This is a genomic window from Pseudochelatococcus lubricantis (assembly GCF_042432495.1).
GTDB lineage: Bacteria > Pseudomonadota > Alphaproteobacteria > Rhizobiales > Beijerinckiaceae > Pseudochelatococcus > Pseudochelatococcus lubricantis.
Genome location: NZ_JBHLXC010000024.1, coordinates 36,721 through 55,969, shown reverse-complemented (window position 1 = coordinate 55,969; position 19,249 = coordinate 36,721). Strand labels below are relative to the sequence as shown.

Here is a 19,249-nt window from a genome sequence, read left to right as displayed (position 1 = left end):
CTTGAAAGGAGTGGAGCATGGCAAAGGCAGAAGATGTCGATTCTATCGTCGACGATGAAGACGGTCACACCGATCCGTGCATGTTGTTCGAACCGGCGCTTGAAGATGACGGTGTCATCGAGGAGGCTCTGCGGCCCTGGCGACCGGCCAACTCGCTCATCTCCCTGCGTGCTGCAATCAATGCCGCCTATCCCGGGCGGTCTACGAAGAGCGACGGTATAGTTGGGGATGCCGCGCATCAGTCGCGCGCCTCGGATCATAATCCCTGGGTAACCGATGGCGCCAGAGGTGTGGTGACAGCGATCGACATCACCCACGATCCCGCCTCGGGCTGCGACGCCGGACGGATCGTAGAAGCGCTGCGCGCGAGCCGCGACAAGCGCATCAAATATCTCATTTGGAACCGGCGGATTGCGAACGCGTCTGCCATCGGCGGCGTGGCGCCATGGACCTGGCGGTCCTATACGGGCAAGAACCCGCACGATCACCATTTCCACCTTTCGGTGAAGCCGGACAAAGCGTTCTATGACGATGAGAGCGTCTGGACAGTCCAGAGAATGGAAGAAGCGCTCGGCGACGGCCCGGCGGCAGATACCGATACCGATATCCTACGCGCTCTTGAGGCACTGGGGGCCAGCATCGATCCTGATGCGCCCGCGCTGCCGCAACTCGATGCTATCCAGGACGCGCTGACCCAGCTCCAGGCGAACCATCATGCCGTCTGGCCCCGCGCGGAGATTGAGGGCGTTGCGGCGGAAGCGCCAGCTTTCAGCTTCGAGACGCTGAAAGCCGGATATGAGACGCTATTCGCCCGGGCGCGTATTCTCGACAATTGGAAGGGAACGGTCGCCTGGTATGTGGCGAAGATCCGAAAAGGCCGCGCGCGCTATGAGGCGGTTGCTGAGAAGAGCGGAGTGCCCTGGTGGTTCATCGCCATCGTTCACGGCATGGAAGCGAGTTTCAGTTTCACTGGGCATCTCCACAATGGCGATCCACTTGCAGCCCGGACGGTCCAGGTCCCCAAGGGGCGGCCGAAAGTTTGGAACCCGCCGAGCGACTGGAACAGCAGCGCGCTTGACGCCTTGGAGATTGAGGGGTTCTTCCACCAGCCCGACTGGAGCCTGGCACGTGTCCTCTACCGTTTCGAGGGATTCAACGGCTACGGCTATCATGCGCTGGGCATCAACTCCCCGTATTTGTGGAGTTTTTCGGACCAGTGGACCAAGGGCAAATTCGTCGCTGATCACAAGTTCGACCCCAATGCGGCGTCCAAGCAATGCGGCGCGGCCGTGATGCTGCGCGCGCTGGTCGATGCCGGTGACGTGCAGATCTGACAGGAGACAAGAGGGGACAGGCGATGAGCAGCGAGGAAACACCTTCGATCGGAAGCCATTTGCGTGGCCTGCTTGGCGCCGCAGAGATCGGGTCGGGCGCTATGGCGGAATCAGCCGGGGTGGTCGAAGAGGCGGCGCGCGTCGCAGCGGCCAACTATGTCCCCTATGCCGTGCCCCCGGAAATGTCCGCCGACGAGGTCGCAAGCGTCGCACGCAAGGCGGTCGCCGACGAGCAATTAGACGCGCGCGAGGGCTTCATCGCAGAGGCGATCATCCTGCCCGACCTCCGGCCCGCCATCGACATCGTCTCGGGTGATTTCACGATCGATCACCCAGCATGGATGGACTACGTCGCAGGCACCCCGGCGCATGCCAATTTCGTCCGGGCGATCCCGTCTGTCGGTCGGGTCGAGCTGCCCGGCAATCCGGGCATTGCCTATGGTGGTACCTGCTTCGTCGTCGGCGACGGCCTTGTCATGACCAACCGCCATGTTGCGCAGCTCTTCGCCAGCGGCCTAGGTGCGAACGGGCTCGCCTTCCTTCCGGGGATCGATCCAGGGGTCGATTTCCTGCGAGAGGTGGGCAGTCCGCCGGGAGGTCTGCTGCGGTTCCGCAAGATGGTTATGATCCATCCCTATTTCGACATGGCGCTGGTCGAGGTCGGCGGGCTCGAAGGCCATGATTCGTTGTGGTTCGCTGCTGTCGAACCGGACGCCGCACGCCCGCGCCGGATCGCCGTCGTCGGCTATCCGGCGTTCGATCCCCGCAACCGCGCTGATGTTCAAGACAAGGTCTTTCGCGGGCTCTACAACGTCAAACGCTTTCAGCCTGGCCTCCTCAACGGTCGCCGCGACGTGGACAGTTTCGGCAAGATGCTGAGCGCAGGGTGCCATGACAGTTCGACGCTGGGCGGCAATTCGGGGTCAGTGCTCATCTGCGCGGACAGCGGCGATGTCGTCGGCCTGCATTTTGCTGGGATCTACAAGGATTCCAACTTTGCCATTTCCGCCGCCGATCTGGTGCGCGACGCACGGGTCATCGATGCGGGCGTCAACATCCGGGGCGGTGGCCAGTCCGCCTATGGCCCCTGGAGCGAGTGGTGGCGAAGCGTGGCCCCACGGGAGGATACAGCCTCTGTTGCGGCGGCGGCGGTCCCAGCGACAGCCGTCTCATCGTCCGCGATCGCTGCACTTCAAGTGCCGGAAGGAAGCGGATCAGTAACAATTACGGTGCCTTTGCAGATCACACTGTCGTTCGGTGCGCCTTTGCCTGCCCCTATCGCGCATAAGCAGGAATCTCTGTCGCTCTACGAGGCGGTCTCACGCTGGTCTCAAGTTCTACCGGACGGGGTCGTGCGGGCAAAACCTGGCTTCAACGGTCGAACCGACACGATTGTTCTGGCCGCTAGGCCTGAAAGCTATGAAGCCGTGCGCGCGGCCGCGCCCGCTGCCTTCGCGGGATATCCGGTCGACGTGCGCTATGCGACGGTCGATGAGCAACTGGGACTGGCGTCAGAAGCGACGGAGGCCCCGGCTGCGATCGCCTATGACGATGCTCGCCGCCGGGACGCTCCGTTCCGGTTCGACGTGATCAATGAGGAGATGACGGTCGTCGCACATGTCGGCCCTGAGGAGAGCTTTCATGTTCTCCAGGAATTCCTCGGCAAGACCGGGAGCACCCTTACCAGCTCGATGTACCAGTTCTTCGCCGATCATGTGATGAACGCCGTAAAGGAGCGGCTCGACACCGGCAGGGTGACCATGAAGATCGTCCTCGATCCCGCAACACGCGATTCCGGGACTGGGGCGCCAAAATCCGGCGAGTTTCGCCGCGATGCGACGTTCGATGCATGGCGGCGCGATTATGGGTTCACAAACATCTATGTGCCTGTTGGCAATGGAAAGCTGGTCACTAGGGCGTATCACATTAAGGTCAGCGTCGGCGATCATGCTCATCTCTGGCTATCGAGCGGCAACTGGACGAAGAGTAGCCAGCCAAGTCAGGTCGAGGGCAGCATTGCGCGCGGCAACCGCGAATGGCATATTGTTCTGGAGAACGAGCGACTTGCGCGCCTCTTCGAGGCCCACATCGAGGCGGACTTCGATCAAAGCGGTGAGCTGGGCGGAGGCGAGGAAGCGATCGTTCCCACGGAGACCATGGTCGATGTGCCGGAGGACCTGTTTCTTGAAGCACCGGTTGAGCGTCTTGAGCCACTGCGCATCGCTGGCCGCAAGGTCAAGGTTATGCCCATCCTGACCCCCGATCGGCGGGGTCGGGTCTATACCGATTCCGTGCTTTCGTTGATCCGCTCGGCGACACGGCAACTCGTATTCCAGAACCAGTATATCAAGATCCGCAAGGGCATGAGCGGCAACCTCGACGAGCTTGTGGAAGCCCTCATCAAGAAGTCGCGGGAAATTCCTGACTTGCGGGTGATCCTTCGCGCGGGCGACGTCGAAGACGATATCACAGAACTGCGCCGTCGAGGGATGGACGTGGTGCGTTGCGTGCGTGTCATCGCCAATACTCATACCAAAGGTATTGTCGTCGATCGGCAGCGCGTGCTCGTCGGCAGCCAGAACTGGAGCGATCAGGCCGTGTCGACTAATCGTGATGCCAGCCTGCTGTTCGATGACAGCGAGATTGCAGAATACTTTCTCAAGGCCTTCGAGATCGACTGGGCGAGAACAAGATCCGCGTTCAGCGTTGGTATCGAGCGGCCTGTGCTGCTCTCGCGCGGAAACCACCCGCCGCCCGGTTATGTCCGTATGCCCGTTTCCGAATATCGTGACTCATAGTCGAAACTAGCTCGAAGCTGTTGCCAAAATCATACCTAGATGAACTTGATTTCTTCTTTGTGTCAAAGGCGATTACTAGAGCGCTGTGCGTTCTGATAGAATTGTTTGGCCTTCCCCGTTGTCGTTTTTCATGATTCACTTCCATTGGAGGTGATTTGAGATGACGCGATCTTATTCGCTTGATCTTCGTGAGCGCGTTTTGCGGTTTGTCGGCGCTGGGGGGTCTTGTCATGCCGCGGCGGCTCATTTTGAGGTATCGGTCTCCTTCGTCGTGAAACTGATGGCGGCGTTTCGTGAGACGGGCAGTCTTGAGCCGAAGCCGGTAGGCGGTTGGCGCTATTCGAGGCTCGATCCGCACAGGGATTTCCTGGTGCGCCGGCTGGCGGAAAAGAACGACATCACCATGCCCGAACTGGTGGCTGAACTGGCGAAGCAGGGAACCGTCGTCGATCCGTCCTCGATCTCACGCTGGCTGATCCGCAACGGCTATCGCTATAAAAAAACACTGCTGGCCTCGGAACAGGATCGGTCCGACGTGGCAACCGCACGCGCGGAGTGGGCCATGCGTCGGCCGAGAATGCAGCTTGAGCCGCATCGGCTTGTCTTCATCGACGAAACCGGAACCACGACGAAGATGTCCCGCCTACGCGGCCGATGCCTGAAGGGGCAGCGGCTGCGCTCCAAAGCGCCGTTCGGCCACTGGAAAACCCAGACCTTCGTGGCAGGCCTGAGGTGTTTTGGCCTCACCGCACCATGGGTGATCGACAGGCCGATGAACCGGCGCATCTTTGAAACTTATGTCGAGACCCAGCTTGCCCCAACCCTCTCCAAAGGGGATGTCGTCATCCTCGACAACCTCTCAGCCCACAAAAGCCTGAAGGCCGAAGAAGCCATCAAGGCTCGCGGCGCATGGATGCTGTTCCTGCCGCCCTACAGCCCCGATCTGAACCCCATCGAGATGGCTTTCTCAAAGCTGAAGGCTCATCTCAGAGCGCGCGCCATCCGCACCATCGAGGCTCTATGGAAGGCTATCGGGGACATCTGCGACCTCTATTCAACAGCCGAATGCCGAAACTATTTCAAAGCCACCGGATACGTCTGAATGCACGATGCTCTAGCCGGTGGCGATTCGAACTTTTTCACCGCCAAACGCCGCCGTTTCTACGCGTTTTTCAGGCGCGGGCCATCTGTTGCTCTTCTTGCGGTAGTGGCTTTGGCGGCTATCGACGGCTTTAGAGGGAAATCGGCGATATTTGGCGCACCCGACACGATTCGAACGTGTGACCTTTGCCTTCGGAGGGCAACGCTCTATCCAGCTGAGCTACGGGTGCATCGTTCCCGAAGCGGAGGGGAACATATGTCAGATGCGATTACCGCATTTCTCGCCGTTGCGCCATTTCTTTTTTGGTGTTTCCACACCTTGCGGCCTGCGTGCCGTGATGCATGGCGTCATTCGTTGGTGGGATGGGCGGTTCGGTGGCCGTTTTCGTCCTTGCGGTAGAGCAGGAAGACGGCCTGTGTGCCGAAGAGGTTCCAGAACCACCAGGGGGCGTTGACTCCCGCGGGGCGCCCGCTGGCGTGAAGCGCCACGGCGCGCTCGATGCCGGCGCCGATGACGTCGCACAGTTCCACGAAGTCGCGGATCGTGCAGAAATGGATGTTCGGCGTGTCGTACCATGTATCCGGCAGATTCTTCGTCACCGGCATCGTGCCCTTGAGGGCAAGATGCGCCCGCACGCGCCAGTGGCCGAAGTTGGGCAGCGAGACGATTGCCCGGCGGCCGATGCGCAGCAGATTCTCCAGCACCTTGCGCGGCTGGCGTGTCGCCTGCAGTGTCTGCGAGAGGATTACATAGTCGAAACAATCGTCGGGATAGTCGGCGAGGTCAGTGTCCGCGTCGCCCTGGATGACCGAAAGACCGCGCGCCACGCAGCGGCTCACGCCCTCGTGCGACAGCTCGATGCCGCGCCCGTCCGCGTCGCGCTCGCGCACCAGCAGGTCGAGCAGGGCGCCGTCGCCGCAGCCGACGTCGAGCACCTTGGAGCCGGGCGCGACCATGCGCGCCACCAGCAGATAATCGGGACGCACGCCGTCGTGCTCGAAACGAGGAGAGGAAATACGCATGGTCTTTCAGATGCCCCGCATGCGCGCCGCCGCGCGCAGGAAGCCGCCGGTGGTCGCCGTCAGTTCGGGCTCGTCGAGCAGGAAGGCGTCATGGCCCTTGTCGCTCTGGATTTCCACAAAGCTGACCGAGGCGCCGGCCGCGTTGAGCGCATGCACGACGGCGCGGGAGTCGCTGGTCGGAAACAGCCAGTCCGACGAGAAGGAGGCCACGCAGAAGCGCGTCTTCGATCCCCGGAAGGCGTTTGCGAGCACGCCGCCGTGGCTGCCCGCTAGGTCGAAATAGTCCATCGCCCGCGTGACGTAGAGGTAGCTGTTGGCGTCGAAGCGCTCGACGAAAGCCTCGCCCTGATGGCGCAGGTAGCTTTCCACCTGGAAATCGGCGTCGAAAGTGAACGTCGGCGCGGCGCGGTCCTGCAGGCGGCGGCCGAACTTGCGATGCAGCGCCGATTCCGACAGATAGGTGATGTGCGCGCCCATGCGCGCCACCGCCAGCCCCTGCGCCGGGCGCACGCCCGCCTCCAGATAGCGCCCGCCGCGCCAGTCCGGATCGGCCATGATGGCCTGCCGCCCGACCTCGCCGAAAGCGATGTTCTGGGCCGAATGAATGGCAGCCGTGGCGATGGGCATGGCCGTATACACCCGCTCCGGGTAGCTGGCCGCCCATTCCAGCACCTGCATGCCGCCCATCGAGCCGCCGGCGACGCAGAACAGCGTGCCGATGCCGAGATAATCCATCAGCATCGCCTGCGCGCGCACCATATCGCGGATGGTCACCAGCGGAAAGGCCAGCGCCCACAGCTGGCCCGTCGCCGGGTTGACGGACGAGGGGCCCGTCGAGCCGAGGCAACCGCCGATGACGTTCGAGCACACGACGAAGTAGCGGTCTGTATCGATGGGCCTGCCGGGGCCGATCATCGTGCTCCACCAGCCCGGCTTGCCGGTGACCGGGTGGACGTTGGCCGCGTGCTGGTCACCCGTCAGCGCATGGCAGACCAGCACCGCGTTGGAGCGGGCAGCGTTCAGCGTGCCGTAGGTCTGATACGCGATCTGAAAAGGCGAAAGCGCCACCCCGCTGTCGAGCACGAGCGGCCGCTCGGGCCCGAAATGCGCGACGAGGCTGTCGGGCGATTCGACCTGTGAGACGGAAGCATATCTCAGTGCGTCGCCCGTCATCGAGTTTGCGATATCCAATGCAGGAAAGGGTTTGGTTCAGGTAGCGGCCGCCGGAACATGCCGTTGCTTCAGGGCCTGAGATGGCATCGGTGGGCTCATATACGGGCGGCTCATGTTCGTTATTCCGAACATGTCCGACAGAACGCGCGCGCTGTCAAGGGCGGGAACGGCGGCAGCGCGCGCCGCGCAGTGCCGGTCGCCCCCTGTCGTTCCTCCTTTTATGGACTTCAACCTTTGCATATCGCGGGACGCGGTTTACAAGAAATGCTTCCGCCTATAATCGCGGATGCAGGGGATGACGGATTCGAGGATGAGCGCTTCAACGGCGAGTACACCAGCGGCGAGCCTATCTGCAACGACCGGGAAAACCAGCGCTGCCCGCCTGGCCGAACTGCGCGGGGAGATCGACCGGATCGACGCCGAGATGCACCGGCTGCTGATCGAACGCAGCGAGATCGTCGACGCGCTGATCGCGACCAAGGGCACGCAGTCGTCCGGGCAGGCGTTCCGTCCCGGGCGTGAGGCCGACATGATGCGCCGTCTCGCGGAGCGCCATCACGGCATCCTGCCGCTCGACACGGCCGAGAACATCTGGCGCGTGATCATCTCGACCTTCACCTACGTGCAGGCGCCTTTCAGCGTGCATGCCGACGTGTCCTCCGGCGATGCGCCGATACGTGATTCGGCGCGTTTCCATTTCGGTTTCACCGTGCCCTACGTGCCGCACGCGGGCGCGGAGGCCGTGATTTCGGCGGTGGCGCGCTCGGTGGGGGATCTCGGCATCTTCCGGCCCGATCAGAAAACCGCCGTCCATCCGTGGTGGGAGGCGCTGCGCGGCCGTGACGCGCCCAAGATCATCGCGCGCTTGCCGTTCATCGAGCGTCCGGACCATCCGGCCGGCACGCCGCTGTTCGTGGTGTCGAAGCCGCTGGAAGATGCCGCCGTGCGCGAGATCGTGCTCGTCGCCGCCAAGGTGGAGCGATGGCGCGAGGACATCCAGGAGACGCTCGCCGCCGTCGGCGCGGAAATCACCGGCTCCGCCGGTGTGGAGGGCGGACTGTCGCTGCTCGTGGCCGTGGCGGGGGAGACGGGGCCCGATGCCGTTTCCAACGCGCTGGCGCAGGCGCGCGTCGGCCGTGTGGAGGCAGCCGAGGTCGGCAGCCATGCGCGCCGCTTCCTGCTGCCGTGAGGCAATCGCCGGAGCGTCCCGGTTAACGAATCATCCCCGTGAATCATCATGGCGCGTCGCGTCATTCGCCTGAGTACTGGAGCCTTTCCGTCATGAGCGCGTTGTCTGCCCGTCCCGTTCCCAAAGCCGGCGTCCTTGCGATCGATCCCTACGTGCCGGGCCGCAGCACCGCCAACGGTGTCGCGAAGGTGCACAAGCTGTCGTCGAACGAGACGCCGCTTGGTCCGAGCCCCGCCGCCCTGCGGGCCGCGCAGGAGACGCTGGCGCATGCGGAGGCCTATCCCGACGGCGGGGCCACGCGGTTGCGGGAGGCGATCGGCCGCCGCTTCGGGCTCGATCCGGCGCGGATCGTGTGCGGCGCGGGCTCCGACGACATCTTGCACCTGCTTGCCCAAGCCTATCTGGGGCCGGGCGACGAGGGCATCCTGACCGAGCACGGCTTCCTCGTCTACAAGATCTCCATCATGGCGGCGGGCGCCGAGGCCGTCGTCGTGCCGGAGAAGAACCTCACCACCGATGTCGATGCCATCCTCGCGCATGTCAACGAGCGCACGAAGATGGTGTTCATCGCCAACCCGAACAACCCGACCGGCACCTATCTGCCCTTCGCGGAGGTGAAGCGCCTGCATGCCGGCCTGCGGCCGGACGTGCTGCTGGTGCTCGACGGCGCCTATGCCGAGTATGCCCGCGCCAACGACTACTCGGCCGGCACCGAGCTGGTGTCGGAGAACGAGAACGTCGTCCTGACGCGCACCTTCTCCAAGATCTACGGACTCGCGGCGCTGAGGCTCGGCTGGTGCTACGCGCCGGCGGGCGTGACGGACGCGCTGAACCGCATTCGCGCCCCCTTCAATGTCAACACACCGGCCAGTGCCGCCGGCATAGCCGCGCTCGCCGACGAGGCGCATCTGTCGGCGTCCATCGCTTACAACACGCAGTGGCTGGACTGGCTGACGAACGCCCTGCGCGCGCTCGGGCTTGAGGTGACGCCCAGTGCCGCGAATTTCCTGCTGGTGCACTTCCCGCAGGAGCAGGGGCGCGATGCCAGTGCCGCCGATGCGTTCCTCGCCGCGCGCGGCCTGATCGTGCGTTCCGTCGCCGCCTATGGCCTGCCGCACGCGCTACGCATCTCCGTGGGAAGCGAGGAGGCGAACCGGCTCCTGATCGATGCGCTGGCTGCCTTCATGGGGCAGGCGCATGGTTGAAGGGGGGCTGGTCGAGCGCAGCTTGGCGGGGAGCAGTGTGGCCGAGGGGCTGAAGCGCCGTGCCGCGCCACTGGTGGAGCGGCTGGCGGTGATCGGGCCGGGGCTTATCGGTTCCTCCATCCTGCGCGCGGCGCGGGAAACCGGGCTGGCGCGAACGCTCGTCACTACCGACGCCAATCCGGCGGTGCGGGAGCGGGTGCGGGAACTCGGCCTTGCGGACGAGGTTGCGCCGACATCGGCGGAAGCGGCCGCGGGCACTGATATCGTGATCATCTGCGTGCCGGTGGGCGCGATTGCGTCCGTGGCGGGCGAGATTGCGGACCGCCTGAAGCCCGGCGCCATCGTGTCGGACGTCGGCTCGGTCAAGGCGAGCGTCATCGACAAGGCCGGGCCGCTGCTGCCGGCCTCCGTCCACCTGATACCCGCCCACCCGGTCGCCGGCACGGAGTATTCCGGGCCGGACGCGGGCTTCGCCACGCTGTTCGTTAACCGCTGGTCGATCGTCACGCCCCCCGAGAACGCCGATCCGTCGGCGGTGGCGACGGTCGCGGCGCTCTGGGAGGCGCTTGGTGCCAATGTCGAGTTCATGACGGCGCAGCACCACGATCTGGTGCTCGCCATCACCAGCCATGTGCCGCACCTGATCGCCTACAACATCGTTGGCACGGCGGCCGATCTGGAAGCGGTGACGCAGTCGGAAGTGATCAAGTTCTCGGCTGGCGGCTTCCGCGACTTCACCCGTATCGCCTCCTCGGACCCGACGATGTGGCGCGATGTGTTCCTCAACAACAAGGATGCCGTGCTGGAGATGCTCGGCCGCTTCAACGAGGACATCGCGGCGCTGGCGCGCGCCATCCGCTGGGGCGATGGCGAGGCGCTGTTCGACCTGTTCACGCGCACGCGCGCCATCCGGCGCAACATCATCGACCTCGGGCAGGAGACGGCCGAACCCGACTTCGGCCGCCACACGCGCGGCAAGGATCAGCAGGCGGCGGGTCAGTAAAGCGGCGACAAGCGGCCGACGGCGAGCGGGCCGACGAATACCTGTCCGTCGCGGATGTCGATGCGGGGCAGCGGCGTCAGGCCCGCGTCGGACGGGTTGCCGTTCGCGGGCCTCCCGCCGCCCAGGATGGACAGGCCGCCCAGGATCAGGCTGCTTCTGCCGCCGAGCCCGAAGCGCCCCAGCAGGCCGTCGAGCCCGGCGATGGATGCATCGATGTAACCTTGCGGGCGGTGCTGCTCGTCCACGGAGAAGCTGCCTTGTGCCTGCATACGCTGCGGACCTTTGGCGGCGCTCAGCTCCTCGATTTCGAGCCGCCCGCCGGCGGCGCGCCAGCGTTCCAGCTCGACGGACGGCGCCTTTGCCGTAAACGGCGCTGCCTCCGTGATCGCGCCCTGGAAGACGATGTTGGCCCTGTCCTGCGTTCCGACCAGTGCGTCGAGTGCCGGGATGCGTGCCTCGCGCAGCGTGAAGGCGATGTCGTAGGCGTGTTCCTCCGGCGGCCGCTCCGGGTCGATGCGCAAGTGCGACTGCCATGATCCGGCGCGCAGCAGCTCGATGCCGTCCGGGTGCTCGCTTGTGCCGTCGCCCATATGCGCGGTCGGGCCTTCCACCACCACCGAGAAACGGTCCAGCCGGTTGCCCGTGAAGATGGCGCTGGCATCGAAGGACTGCCAGTTGAGCGTCAGACGCTCGCCACCGTCCTGCGGATCGGCGACCAGCGGTCCCGTCGCCTCGACGATGACGTGGTTCGGCTTGTAGACCTGCGCCACGGCGACGAACTGCGCGACGGAGCCGGTCACCGCGCCGGCGGGCGTCGTGCCAACGAAAAGCAGGTTCGTACAGCGCACCTCGAAGCGGAAGGGAAAACCGCCGATGCTGCGGTCCGGGCAGGACCATTTGCGCTGCTGCTCCGCTTCCTGCGCCAGCCAGATGGTGATGGCATCGTGCACCCGCGCCCTGGCCACGAACCAGAATGACGACCAGCCGGCGAGCAGGACGACGAGGAACGCGACCGGCAGAAACAGCCCGAGCCGGCTCCTGCGCCGCGCCGTGCCGCGAGACGGCGTTCCGTCATTGGCATTTTGCGGCGCGGGCGGGGGGCTTGGGGGCTGGCTGACAGTCACTGTTTCACTCCGATATCTGTTGAACGAACGGGAGCCCGGCACCTTCGGCGCGAAAGCGGGCATTTTCGGGATCGGCCGCTGCAGCGTTTCCGGTCGCTCGGATGATTCCATCTGAGCGGGAAGCGCGCCAGAGCGGCGACGGCTGAAGGCGGATCGGCATCTCCCTATATCTATTTGCTAAAGAAAGATATTTTCAGGATATCACATCCGCCTCACGCAATCGTGCACAGGAGTGGCGGGCGTGAAGCCGGAATCGCGCTGCTGTTCTGCCCATTTGTTTTCGCATCAGACTCATCCAGGAAACCGGTAACCGTACCGGAACCCTCGTTTGGCCTGATTCTAGATCTCTTATTTTGAGCGAATTCTGATCGATCAGATGATTCCATCTGATCGGAACGCGCTCTAAGCCTTCCGGCGCGCATCGCCATCGGGCGGGTGGGCGCCTTCGAGAAGCCGGTTGGTTTCCGTCTCGATGCGCCGTTCCAGTTCCGCGATCACTTGCCGGCGCGGAATGCCTGCCGGCAGCGGCGGCAGGATGCTGACCACGACCGTGCCCGGCTGCCGCAGGAAGCTCTGCCGCGGCCAAAAAAGGCCGGAGTTCAGCGCCACCGGCAGGCACGGCGTCTTGAGGCTGTCGTAGAGGAAGGCGACGCCGGTCTTGTAGTCCGGCGGAGCGCCGGGCGCGCGGCGCGTGCCTTCCGGAAAGATGATGACCTGGTGCCCTTCCTGCACCTTCTCCCGCGCCATGCGGGCCATGCCCGCGAGCGCCGAGGCGCCGGCCGAGCGGTCGACCGGGATCATGCCGATGCGCTGCAGGAACCAGCCGAAGAGCGGCAGCCGGATCAATTCCTGCTTCAGCACGAAAATCGGCCGCTCGAACACGGTCATCAGGGCGAAGGTCTCCCATGCCGACTGATGCTTGGCCGCGACCAGCAGCCCACCCTTGGGGATGTTACCGAGGCCGCGCCATTCCACCCTCATGCCGACCACGGTGCGCAGCAGCCACAGGTTGCTGCGCGCCCAGGCCCGCGCCACGGGGAACAGATAGCGCGGCGGCACGGCGAGCAGGGGCAGGCACGCGAGCAGCCACAGCGTCAGGTTGCCGTAGAACAGGATCGAGAACAGAAGCGAGCGAACGAACAGCATGTCGAAAGACTTTACCGCAAATGGGCGCCGGACCGGACGGACCGGCGGTCGGGAAGCGAACGCGCGACCGCCATCAAGATAGCGGCTTGCGCCCGCCAAAAAGCACCGCGAACGGCGAATGTTCGGGATCGGCCTCGACGGACGTGCGGGTGAAGGCCGCGAGGTACTTGATATACTCCCATATCAGGAAGCGCAGCGCCTCGCCGTCGGTCAGCCACCGTCCGCCGTCCGACTGTGCCGCCACGACGGGATAGGGCAGCAGCTTCATGCCGGGCAGCGCATGCTCCAGTTCGAGCAGGGTGCGCGGCATGTGGTAGGTCGAGGTGACGACGATCAGCGAGCTGAAGCCGTGGCTCTCGGCCCAGCGCCGTGTCTCGATGGCGTTGCCGATGGTGTTGCGCGCCCGGTAGTCGAGGTCTACGCAGCAGTTCGTGCCCGCGATGACGGGGTGGGTGACGGCGATTTCCGCGCGCGTCGTCGCCTCGTTCACACCGGTGATCAGCATGCGCTTCGCGCGGCCCTGCGCCAGCAGCGCCGCCGCATCCGCGATACGCTGCGCGCCGCCGGTGAGCACCACGATGCCGTCGGCGACAGCCTTGCTGTCCGCCGGATAGGTCTCGACCGTGCGCACGAAGGCGAGAAACCCGCCGCCCAGCAGGAGGGCCGTAATCACCGCAGCCATCACCGCGCCGCGCGATACAAGCGCTGCCAGTGAAATCAGCGTGCGCCGGCTTGCCGGTGCGCCTTGCCGGTCATCGTTCGAATCGCTGCCCAGTCCGCCCGAGGTCAAACGCAATCCCCGTCATTGCAGCCGCGTCAGGTAGCGGCGCACGGTGAAGCCGGATACAGCGGCTGTCACGATGGCCACGACAGCCGCGACGATAAACATGGAAGCGTATCCCTTCCAACCCATGTCGAAGGCGCCGAACAGCGCCTCCAGTTGATCGCCGCCGGGGCTCGCCCGCCACCACGAGGATAGCAGACCCGCGCTTGCGATAAAGAGCACGGCGGCGACGCTCCCCAGAAGTCCGCCCCGCAGCCCCATGCGGAAGAACCGCGACTGATACTCGCGGACGATGAATCTGTCATCCGCGCCGACGAAATGCAACACGTCCAGAATTTCGCGATCGCCCGCGACGGCGCCCCGCGTCGTGGTCGCGATGGCGCTAGCCGCCGCCACCAAGACCAGCGCCACGATGACGATTGCCACGAAAACGACGGTTCCCGCCATGACCGCCAGCCGCTCGATCCAGTTGCGATGGTCGTCGAGCGACGCGCCCGGCACGGCGTCCGTCAATTGCTGGCGCAGCTCCGCGAGATCGGTCTCCATTGTCTCGCTGCCTTCGGCGAGGCGTAGCACGACGATACGCGGCACCGGCAGTTCCACGAACGACACGCCCCGGCCGAGCCACGGCTCCAGCAGGCGCTCCGCTTCTTCCTTCGAATAGATTTCCACGCCGGCGATGGAGGGATAGGCGCGGGCGATCTCGGCCGCCTGAGCCGCGTCCCGGTCGGCGTCGCGTCGCGCGTCGGGCTTGATCTGGATGGTCGCCTCGCGGGCGATTGTGCTCGTCCAGTTGTGGGAGGCGGCAGCGACGAGCTGCGCGGTGCCGGCGGCGAGCGCTGCGAGGAAGGTGAGGATCGCGACCACGGTCACGAGCGCCCGGCCGGAGGTGGAGTCGGGCGGTACGAGCGGCTGGTTGCGCGCCAGGTTGTCGGGCAGTCCGGCGTCCGCCGACATGTCTGCGGATGGTGTGGCCGCTGTCGCCGGTGCGTCGTAAGCGGTGTTGCTGGCGGGATCGCTCACGTATGGCTCCGTTTCAGTCGAAGATGTGCAGCCGCCCGTCGCCCAGCACGAAGCGGCGGGCGTCGACGAGATCCATCAGGGTCAGGTCGTGGGTGGCAATGACGACGGAAGTTCCGAGGCGGTTCAATTCGACGAAAAGCCGCAGCAGCCGGCGCGCCAGCGCCGGGTCGACGTTGCCGGTCGGCTCGTCGGCGAGCAGCAGTTCCGGCCGCGCGATCAGCGCGCGCGCAATCGCCGCGCGTTGCTTCTCGCCGCCGGAGAGCACCGGCGGCAGCACATGCATGCGCTCGCCCAGCCCCACCCAGCGCAGCAGCTCCACCACCTCCGAGCGGTACTGCGCCTCTTCCTTGCCCTGCACGCGCAGGGGCAGGGCAACGTTCTCGAACGTGGTGAGGTGGTCGAGCAGGCGAAAATCCTGGAAAACGATGCCCATGCGCCGGCGCATCGCAGTGAGTTCCTCGCCGGTGATGGAGGAGACGTCGCGTCCGAACAGCGACACGAGGCCGCGCGTGGGCTTGAGCGACAGCAGGATCAACCGCAGCAGGGTTGTCTTGCCCGCGCCCGAAGGGCCGGTGAGAAACTGGAAGGATCGCGGCTCGATGGAAAACGTCAGATCCCGCAGGATCTCGGGTCCCATGCCATAACGTAGGCCGACATTCTCGAAGCGGACCAACAGCCCTTTCTCCCGATTCTGGCGAAACCGCCGATTCTGGCAAGACCGCCCCTGCCGGAAGCGGCGCGACATCGCACGGATGGACAGGAGCCAAGGTCTAGCACGCTTCGGTAAAGCATGTTCAAACGAAGTCGCCGTGCCCACATGAGAATTCACGCGGGACCGTCGACGCCCGACAACCGCGACGCCCGGTCGTTTGCGACTGTTCCGCGTTGTCGGGGCAATTTTGTGGCGGACTTGCAGCGGCGCGGGCAGGCGTCGCCCGATGCCTCAGAGACGGCCCTGCTTCAGCCGCTGGGCGACGCGCAGCGCGAAGTAGGTGAGGACGCCGTCGGCGCCCGCGCGTTTGAAGGCGATCAGGCTTTCCAGCATCGCCTTTTCGCCGTCGATCCAGCCCTGGCGCGCCGCGCCCTCGATCATGGCGTACTCGCCCGAGACCTGATAGGCGAAGGTCGGCACACGGAACGCTTCCTTCACGCGGTGCACCACGTCGAGATAAGGCATGCCCGGCTTCACCATGACCATGTCCGCGCCCTCGTCGAGGTCGAGCGCGACCTCGCGCAGCGCCTCGTCGCCGTTGGCCGGGTCCATCTGGTAGGTGCGCTTGTCGCCTACGAGCGCGACGTTCGAGCCGACGGCGTCGCGGAACGGGCCGTAAAAGGCCGAGGCATATTTGGCCGCGTAGGCCATGATCTGCACATCGCGGAAACCCTCGCGGTCGAGCGCGGCGCGGATGGCGGCCACGCGCCCGTCCATCATGTCGGAGGGGGCGATGACGTCGGCGCCCGCCGCCGCCTGCACCAGCGCCTGCTCGACGAGCGCGGCGACCGATTCGTCGTTGAGGACCACGCCGTCGCGCATCAGGCCGTCATGGCCGTGGCTGGTGTAGGGATCAAGCGCGACATCGGTGATGACGCCGATCTCCGGCACCGCCGCCTTGATCGCGCGGGTGGCGCGGCACACGAGGTTGCGGCTGTTGTGGGCCTCGCTGCCCAGCTCGTCGCGCAGCAGCGGATCGGTATAGGGAAAGAGCGCGATCGCCGGAATGTCCAGCGCCGCCGCCTTCTCGGCCTCGCGAACGGCGGCCTGGATGCTGAGGCGGCTCACGCCGGGCATGGCGTCCACCGCGATTTCGGAATCACCCTCGATGACGAAAAGGGGCCAGATCAGGTCGTTGGCCGTCAGCTCCACTTCCCGCACGAGCCTGCGCGACCAGTCCGCACGGCGGTTGCGGCGGGGGCGCTTGCTGAGGCCCAGATCGCTGACGGGAAGGTTATCGGTGTGAACGTCCTTGCGACGCTCGAACGGAGTTACGACGCGGCTGGCCATTGCCCTCATATCCTGTCGGTGGCACCATTACCGGAGGGGTGCGGTGCTTCTTATATACCGTTATCACATAGGAACCGTTCAAAAAAAGATGGATAAGTCGTCGCAGGGGAAGAAATAGCGCTGCGGGCTGGAATCGGCCCAGGCGGCATTCGCCCGCCGGCCTTTCGCGGTGCTGCGGGCGGGAGCGGTTTTCTTTTGGCGCGCGATGCCGTAATCGGCATCGTCCCCGGCGGTGGGGAAGGCGCGGCGAAGACAGGACGAGGCAAATTGACCAGCGAGCCAGCGGCAGGACAGGTTCTCGAACGGAATACCCCCGGTGATTCGCAGGATCGGGAGTTGCCCGCGCGCTACCCGCCGGCGAGGGACCTGCCTGCGGGAGGAAGCAAGCGGCAGCGCGACGAGGAGCGCCAGCCGTTCCGCTGGGACCTCGCGCTCGTCTGGTTCATGCGCGTGGCCGCGATCCTCTGGATCGCCAAGGGGCTTGCGTATTGGGTCGTGCTGCTCGGCTTCCTGCCGCAGACGCCCGTCTTCGAGACGCAGACCCTGCAATGGCAGTCGGCCATCGTGTATTTCGCGGTCATCGACCTCGTCGCCGCGGTCGGGCTGTGGCTGACGAGCACGTGGGGCGGCGTGATATGGTTGCTGGCAGCGTTGAGCTATCTGCTGATCGGCTTCTTCGTGCCTCACGCAGTTGTGAGCGGTCCTGTGGCACCGGGAATCCTCGGCTTTCTCGTGGTCACATACTTCGTATTATCCTGGCGCGCCTCGCGAATCGCGCCCTGAACGGCCTTCAGCAGGGCGGCGGCTGGTGTGGCGTGCGGACACCGGCGGGCGGGCGCAATGCGCCGGACGCTCACGGTTGCTTAACTTCAACGCTGCTAACGTGTACAAAACCATGATACATGGTGGCGCAGTCGGCTGCGGGGGCTTGGGGGGCTTCACGCAGGCAGGTTGTGTCAGGCCGGCAGAATTCGAGGTCAAGTCCGTGAAAATTCGTATCGCCCGTTTGCCCGCGGCCGTCGCCGGGGGTCTCCTCCTCGCAGGTTCGGTGGTTGCAGTCACGCCTTCCGCCGCGCAGCAGCTCGCTTTCGGTCAGGCGGAATGGCAGCAGAATTACGACTCGGCGCAGCGTGCGCGCGTGTCGCGCTCCAACACGCCGACGCTGTCGCCCGACGCCGTCGCGGCGACCGAGCAGGCCATCATCCACTACCGCGCCCTCGCTGACCAGGGCGGCTGGGGCCGCATCGGCAACGACAGGCTGCGTCTCGGCTCGCGAGGGCCGGCGGTGCAGGCCCTGCGTCAGCGGCTCGTCGTCGGCGGCGATCTCGATGCCTCGGCCGCGCGCGGCGAGGTCTTCGATTCCTACGTCGAGGCGGCCCTGCGCCGCGCGCAGGAGCGTTATGGCCTGAGCCCCACGGGCTCCCTCAACCCCGGCACCGCCGCCGCGCTCAACGTGCCGGCGGACGTGCGCGTGCGCCAGCTCGAACTCAACCTCGTGCGCCTGCGCTCCTACTCGGGCAATCTCGGCAACCGCTACGTCGTCGTCAACCTGCCGGGCGCGGTGGTCGAGACGGTGTCGAACAACCACGTCGTGACCCGCCACGCGGCAGGCGTGGGCAAGGTCGACCGCCAGTCGCCGATCTTCAACTCCAAGGTGACCGAGATCAACTTCAACCCGTTCTGGACGGTGCCCGCATCGATCATCCGCAAGGACCTGATCCCGAAGATGCGCAAGGACCCGAGCTACCTGACGGACCAGAAGATACGCATCTACAATCAGCAGGGCCAGGAAATCCAGCCGAGCCAGGTCGACTGGAACACCTACGAGGCGACCAGCTACCGCTTCCGTCAGGATCCGGGCGCCGACCTCAACTCGATGGGCTTCGTGCGCATCAACATCCCGAACCCCCATGGCGTGTACATGCACGACACGCCGGCCAAGGGTGTTTTCGGCGACGACTTCCGCTTCGTGTCGTCGGGCTGCGTGCGCATGCAGAATGTGCGCGACTACATCGCCTTCCTGCTGGAAGACACGCCCGGCTGGGGCAGGGACCAGATCCAGGCCGCGATCGACTCCGGCAAGCGCATCGACGCGCCGCTCGCCAATCCGGTGCCGGTGTACTGGACCTACATCACCGCGTGGGCGACGCCCGACGGCCTGGTGCAGTTCCGCTCCGACATCTACAACCGCGACGGCCTCGGCCTCGGCGGGCAGATCGCGGCGCTTGAGGCGAACGATTCCGAAGCATCGCAGTACTGAGCCGCTGTCCGGGGCGCACGCGCCCCGGCTGCAGGCCGGAAAGACGGGTCACGGTGTCGCAGGCATCGTGGCCTTTTTCATGTC

The 19,249-nt window shown here is 65.2% G+C and carries 16 protein-coding genes and 1 tRNA gene; 8 read left to right on the top strand and 9 right to left on the bottom strand.

Going from position 1 to position 19,249, the window contains the following annotated elements; all coding sequences use genetic code 11:
* The first annotated feature begins 17 nt into the window (after window positions 1-17).
* From ACFFJ7_RS19470 to ACFFJ7_RS19460, 3 genes are all read left to right on the top strand, one after another.
* Window positions 18-1,334, top strand: a complete 1,317-nt coding sequence (locus ACFFJ7_RS19470; protein WP_377594628.1) for a hypothetical protein — start codon at window positions 18-20, stop codon at window positions 1,332-1,334.
* A 23-nt stretch (window positions 1,335-1,357) separates the two neighbouring features.
* The gene (locus ACFFJ7_RS19465; RefSeq protein ID WP_377594626.1) at window positions 1,358-4,132 is read left to right on the top strand and encodes a phospholipase D-like domain-containing protein; all 2,775 of its coding nucleotides are present in this window, start codon (window positions 1,358-1,360) and stop codon (window positions 4,130-4,132) included.
* Between the two features lie 160 nt (window positions 4,133-4,292).
* Window positions 4,293-5,234, top strand: coding sequence for an IS630 family transposase (locus tag ACFFJ7_RS19460; RefSeq protein WP_377594624.1), 942 nt, complete (start codon window positions 4,293-4,295; stop codon window positions 5,232-5,234).
* 152 nt (window positions 5,235-5,386) lie between these two features.
* On the opposite strand, the gene ACFFJ7_RS19455 is transcribed toward ACFFJ7_RS19460, so the two are convergent.
* From ACFFJ7_RS19455 to metX, 3 genes are all read right to left on the bottom strand, one after another.
* Window positions 5,387-5,463 (bottom strand) — tRNA-Arg (locus ACFFJ7_RS19455).
* A gap of 118 nt (window positions 5,464-5,581) precedes the next feature.
* On the bottom strand, window positions 5,582-6,256 hold the full coding sequence (metW, locus tag ACFFJ7_RS19450) for a methionine biosynthesis protein MetW (RefSeq protein WP_166955999.1): 675 nt from the start codon (window positions 6,254-6,256) through the stop codon (window positions 5,582-5,584).
* Between the two features lie 6 nt (window positions 6,257-6,262).
* Complete coding sequence (gene metX, locus ACFFJ7_RS19445; protein WP_377594621.1) at window positions 6,263-7,429, bottom strand: homoserine O-acetyltransferase MetX; 1,167 nt, start codon at window positions 7,427-7,429, stop codon at window positions 6,263-6,265.
* A gap of 310 nt (window positions 7,430-7,739) precedes the next feature.
* Here metX and ACFFJ7_RS19440 point away from each other — a divergent pair, with 310 nt between their 5' ends.
* The 3 genes from ACFFJ7_RS19440 to ACFFJ7_RS19430 all read left to right on the top strand — a co-directional run bounded on the left by ACFFJ7_RS19440 (window position 7,740) and on the right by ACFFJ7_RS19430 (window position 10,826).
* On the top strand, window positions 7,740-8,618 hold the full coding sequence (locus tag ACFFJ7_RS19440) for a chorismate mutase (protein ID WP_377594619.1): 879 nt from the start codon (window positions 7,740-7,742) through the stop codon (window positions 8,616-8,618).
* A 92-nt stretch (window positions 8,619-8,710) separates the two neighbouring features.
* Window positions 8,711-9,823, top strand: a complete 1,113-nt coding sequence (gene hisC, locus ACFFJ7_RS19435; protein WP_166955993.1) for a histidinol-phosphate transaminase — start codon at window positions 8,711-8,713, stop codon at window positions 9,821-9,823.
* Window positions 9,816-10,826 (top strand): prephenate/arogenate dehydrogenase family protein, encoded by a 1,011-nt coding sequence (locus tag ACFFJ7_RS19430; RefSeq protein ID WP_377594616.1) that lies wholly within the window; start codon window positions 9,816-9,818, stop codon window positions 10,824-10,826. The genes hisC and ACFFJ7_RS19430 overlap by 8 nt, the downstream gene beginning before the upstream one ends.
* Here ACFFJ7_RS19430 and ACFFJ7_RS19425 read toward each other — a convergent pair.
* The 6 genes from ACFFJ7_RS19425 to hemB all read right to left on the bottom strand — a co-directional run bounded on the left by ACFFJ7_RS19425 (window position 10,820) and on the right by hemB (window position 16,905).
* On the bottom strand, window positions 10,820-11,950 hold the full coding sequence (locus ACFFJ7_RS19425; RefSeq protein WP_377594614.1) for a DUF2125 domain-containing protein: 1,131 nt from the start codon (window positions 11,948-11,950) through the stop codon (window positions 10,820-10,822). The genes ACFFJ7_RS19430 and ACFFJ7_RS19425 overlap by 7 nt on opposite strands.
* Window positions 11,951-12,352: 402 nt before the next feature.
* Window positions 12,353-13,096, bottom strand: coding sequence for a lysophospholipid acyltransferase family protein (locus ACFFJ7_RS19420; protein WP_377594612.1), 744 nt, complete (start codon window positions 13,094-13,096; stop codon window positions 12,353-12,355).
* Window positions 13,097-13,169: 73 nt separating this feature from the next.
* A complete protein-coding gene (locus tag ACFFJ7_RS19415) occupies window positions 13,170-13,886 on the bottom strand; it encodes a YdcF family protein (protein WP_246225450.1) in 717 nt (238 codons plus the stop codon).
* Between the two features lie 12 nt (window positions 13,887-13,898).
* Window positions 13,899-14,903, bottom strand: coding sequence for a cell division protein FtsX (locus tag ACFFJ7_RS19410; protein WP_343042628.1), 1,005 nt, complete (start codon window positions 14,901-14,903; stop codon window positions 13,899-13,901).
* Window positions 14,904-14,916: 13 nt separating this feature from the next.
* Window positions 14,917-15,576, bottom strand: a complete 660-nt coding sequence (gene ftsE / locus ACFFJ7_RS19405; protein ID WP_281351176.1) for a cell division ATP-binding protein FtsE — start codon at window positions 15,574-15,576, stop codon at window positions 14,917-14,919.
* 270 nt (window positions 15,577-15,846) lie between these two features.
* Window positions 15,847-16,905, bottom strand: coding sequence for a porphobilinogen synthase (gene hemB, locus ACFFJ7_RS19400; RefSeq protein ID WP_166955984.1), 1,059 nt, complete (start codon window positions 16,903-16,905; stop codon window positions 15,847-15,849).
* A 267-nt stretch (window positions 16,906-17,172) separates the two neighbouring features.
* Here hemB and ACFFJ7_RS19395 point away from each other — a divergent pair, with 267 nt between their 5' ends.
* Together ACFFJ7_RS19395 and ACFFJ7_RS19390 are read left to right on the top strand one after the other, a co-directional pair.
* Window positions 17,173-17,688, top strand: coding sequence for a DUF6163 family protein (locus ACFFJ7_RS19395; protein WP_377594609.1), 516 nt, complete (start codon window positions 17,173-17,175; stop codon window positions 17,686-17,688).
* Window positions 17,689-17,890: 202 nt separating this feature from the next.
* Window positions 17,891-19,165 (top strand): L,D-transpeptidase family protein, encoded by a 1,275-nt coding sequence (locus tag ACFFJ7_RS19390; RefSeq protein ID WP_377594607.1) that lies wholly within the window; start codon window positions 17,891-17,893, stop codon window positions 19,163-19,165.
* Window positions 19,166-19,249: the final 84 nt, after the last annotated feature.

What these genes read in the sequence shown, in the direction of transcription:
- hisC (WP_166955993.1), top strand. Translation starts at nt 8,711, where the DNA reads ATGAGCGCGTTGTCTGCCCGTCCCGTTCCCAAAGCCGGCGTCCTTGCG.
- ACFFJ7_RS19470 (WP_377594628.1), top strand. Translation starts at nt 18, where the DNA reads ATGGCAAAGGCAGAAGATGTCGATTCTATCGTCGACGATGAAGACGGT.
- ACFFJ7_RS19440 (WP_377594619.1), top strand. Translation starts at nt 7,740, where the DNA reads ATGAGCGCTTCAACGGCGAGTACACCAGCGGCGAGCCTATCTGCAACG.
- metX (WP_377594621.1), bottom strand. Translation starts at nt 7,429, where the DNA reads ATGACGGGCGACGCACTGAGATATGCTTCCGTCTCACAGGTCGAATCG.
- metW (WP_166955999.1), bottom strand. Translation starts at nt 6,256, where the DNA reads ATGCGTATTTCCTCTCCTCGTTTCGAGCACGACGGCGTGCGTCCCGAT.
- ACFFJ7_RS19430 (WP_377594616.1), top strand. Translation starts at nt 9,816, where the DNA reads ATGGTTGAAGGGGGGCTGGTCGAGCGCAGCTTGGCGGGGAGCAGTGTG.
- hemB (WP_166955984.1), bottom strand. Translation starts at nt 16,905, where the DNA reads ATGGCCAGCCGCGTCGTAACTCCGTTCGAGCGTCGCAAGGACGTTCAC.
- ACFFJ7_RS19460 (WP_377594624.1), top strand. Translation starts at nt 4,293, where the DNA reads ATGACGCGATCTTATTCGCTTGATCTTCGTGAGCGCGTTTTGCGGTTT.
- ACFFJ7_RS19465 (WP_377594626.1), top strand. Translation starts at nt 1,358, where the DNA reads ATGAGCAGCGAGGAAACACCTTCGATCGGAAGCCATTTGCGTGGCCTG.
- ACFFJ7_RS19420 (WP_377594612.1), bottom strand. Translation starts at nt 13,096, where the DNA reads ATGCTGTTCGTTCGCTCGCTTCTGTTCTCGATCCTGTTCTACGGCAAC.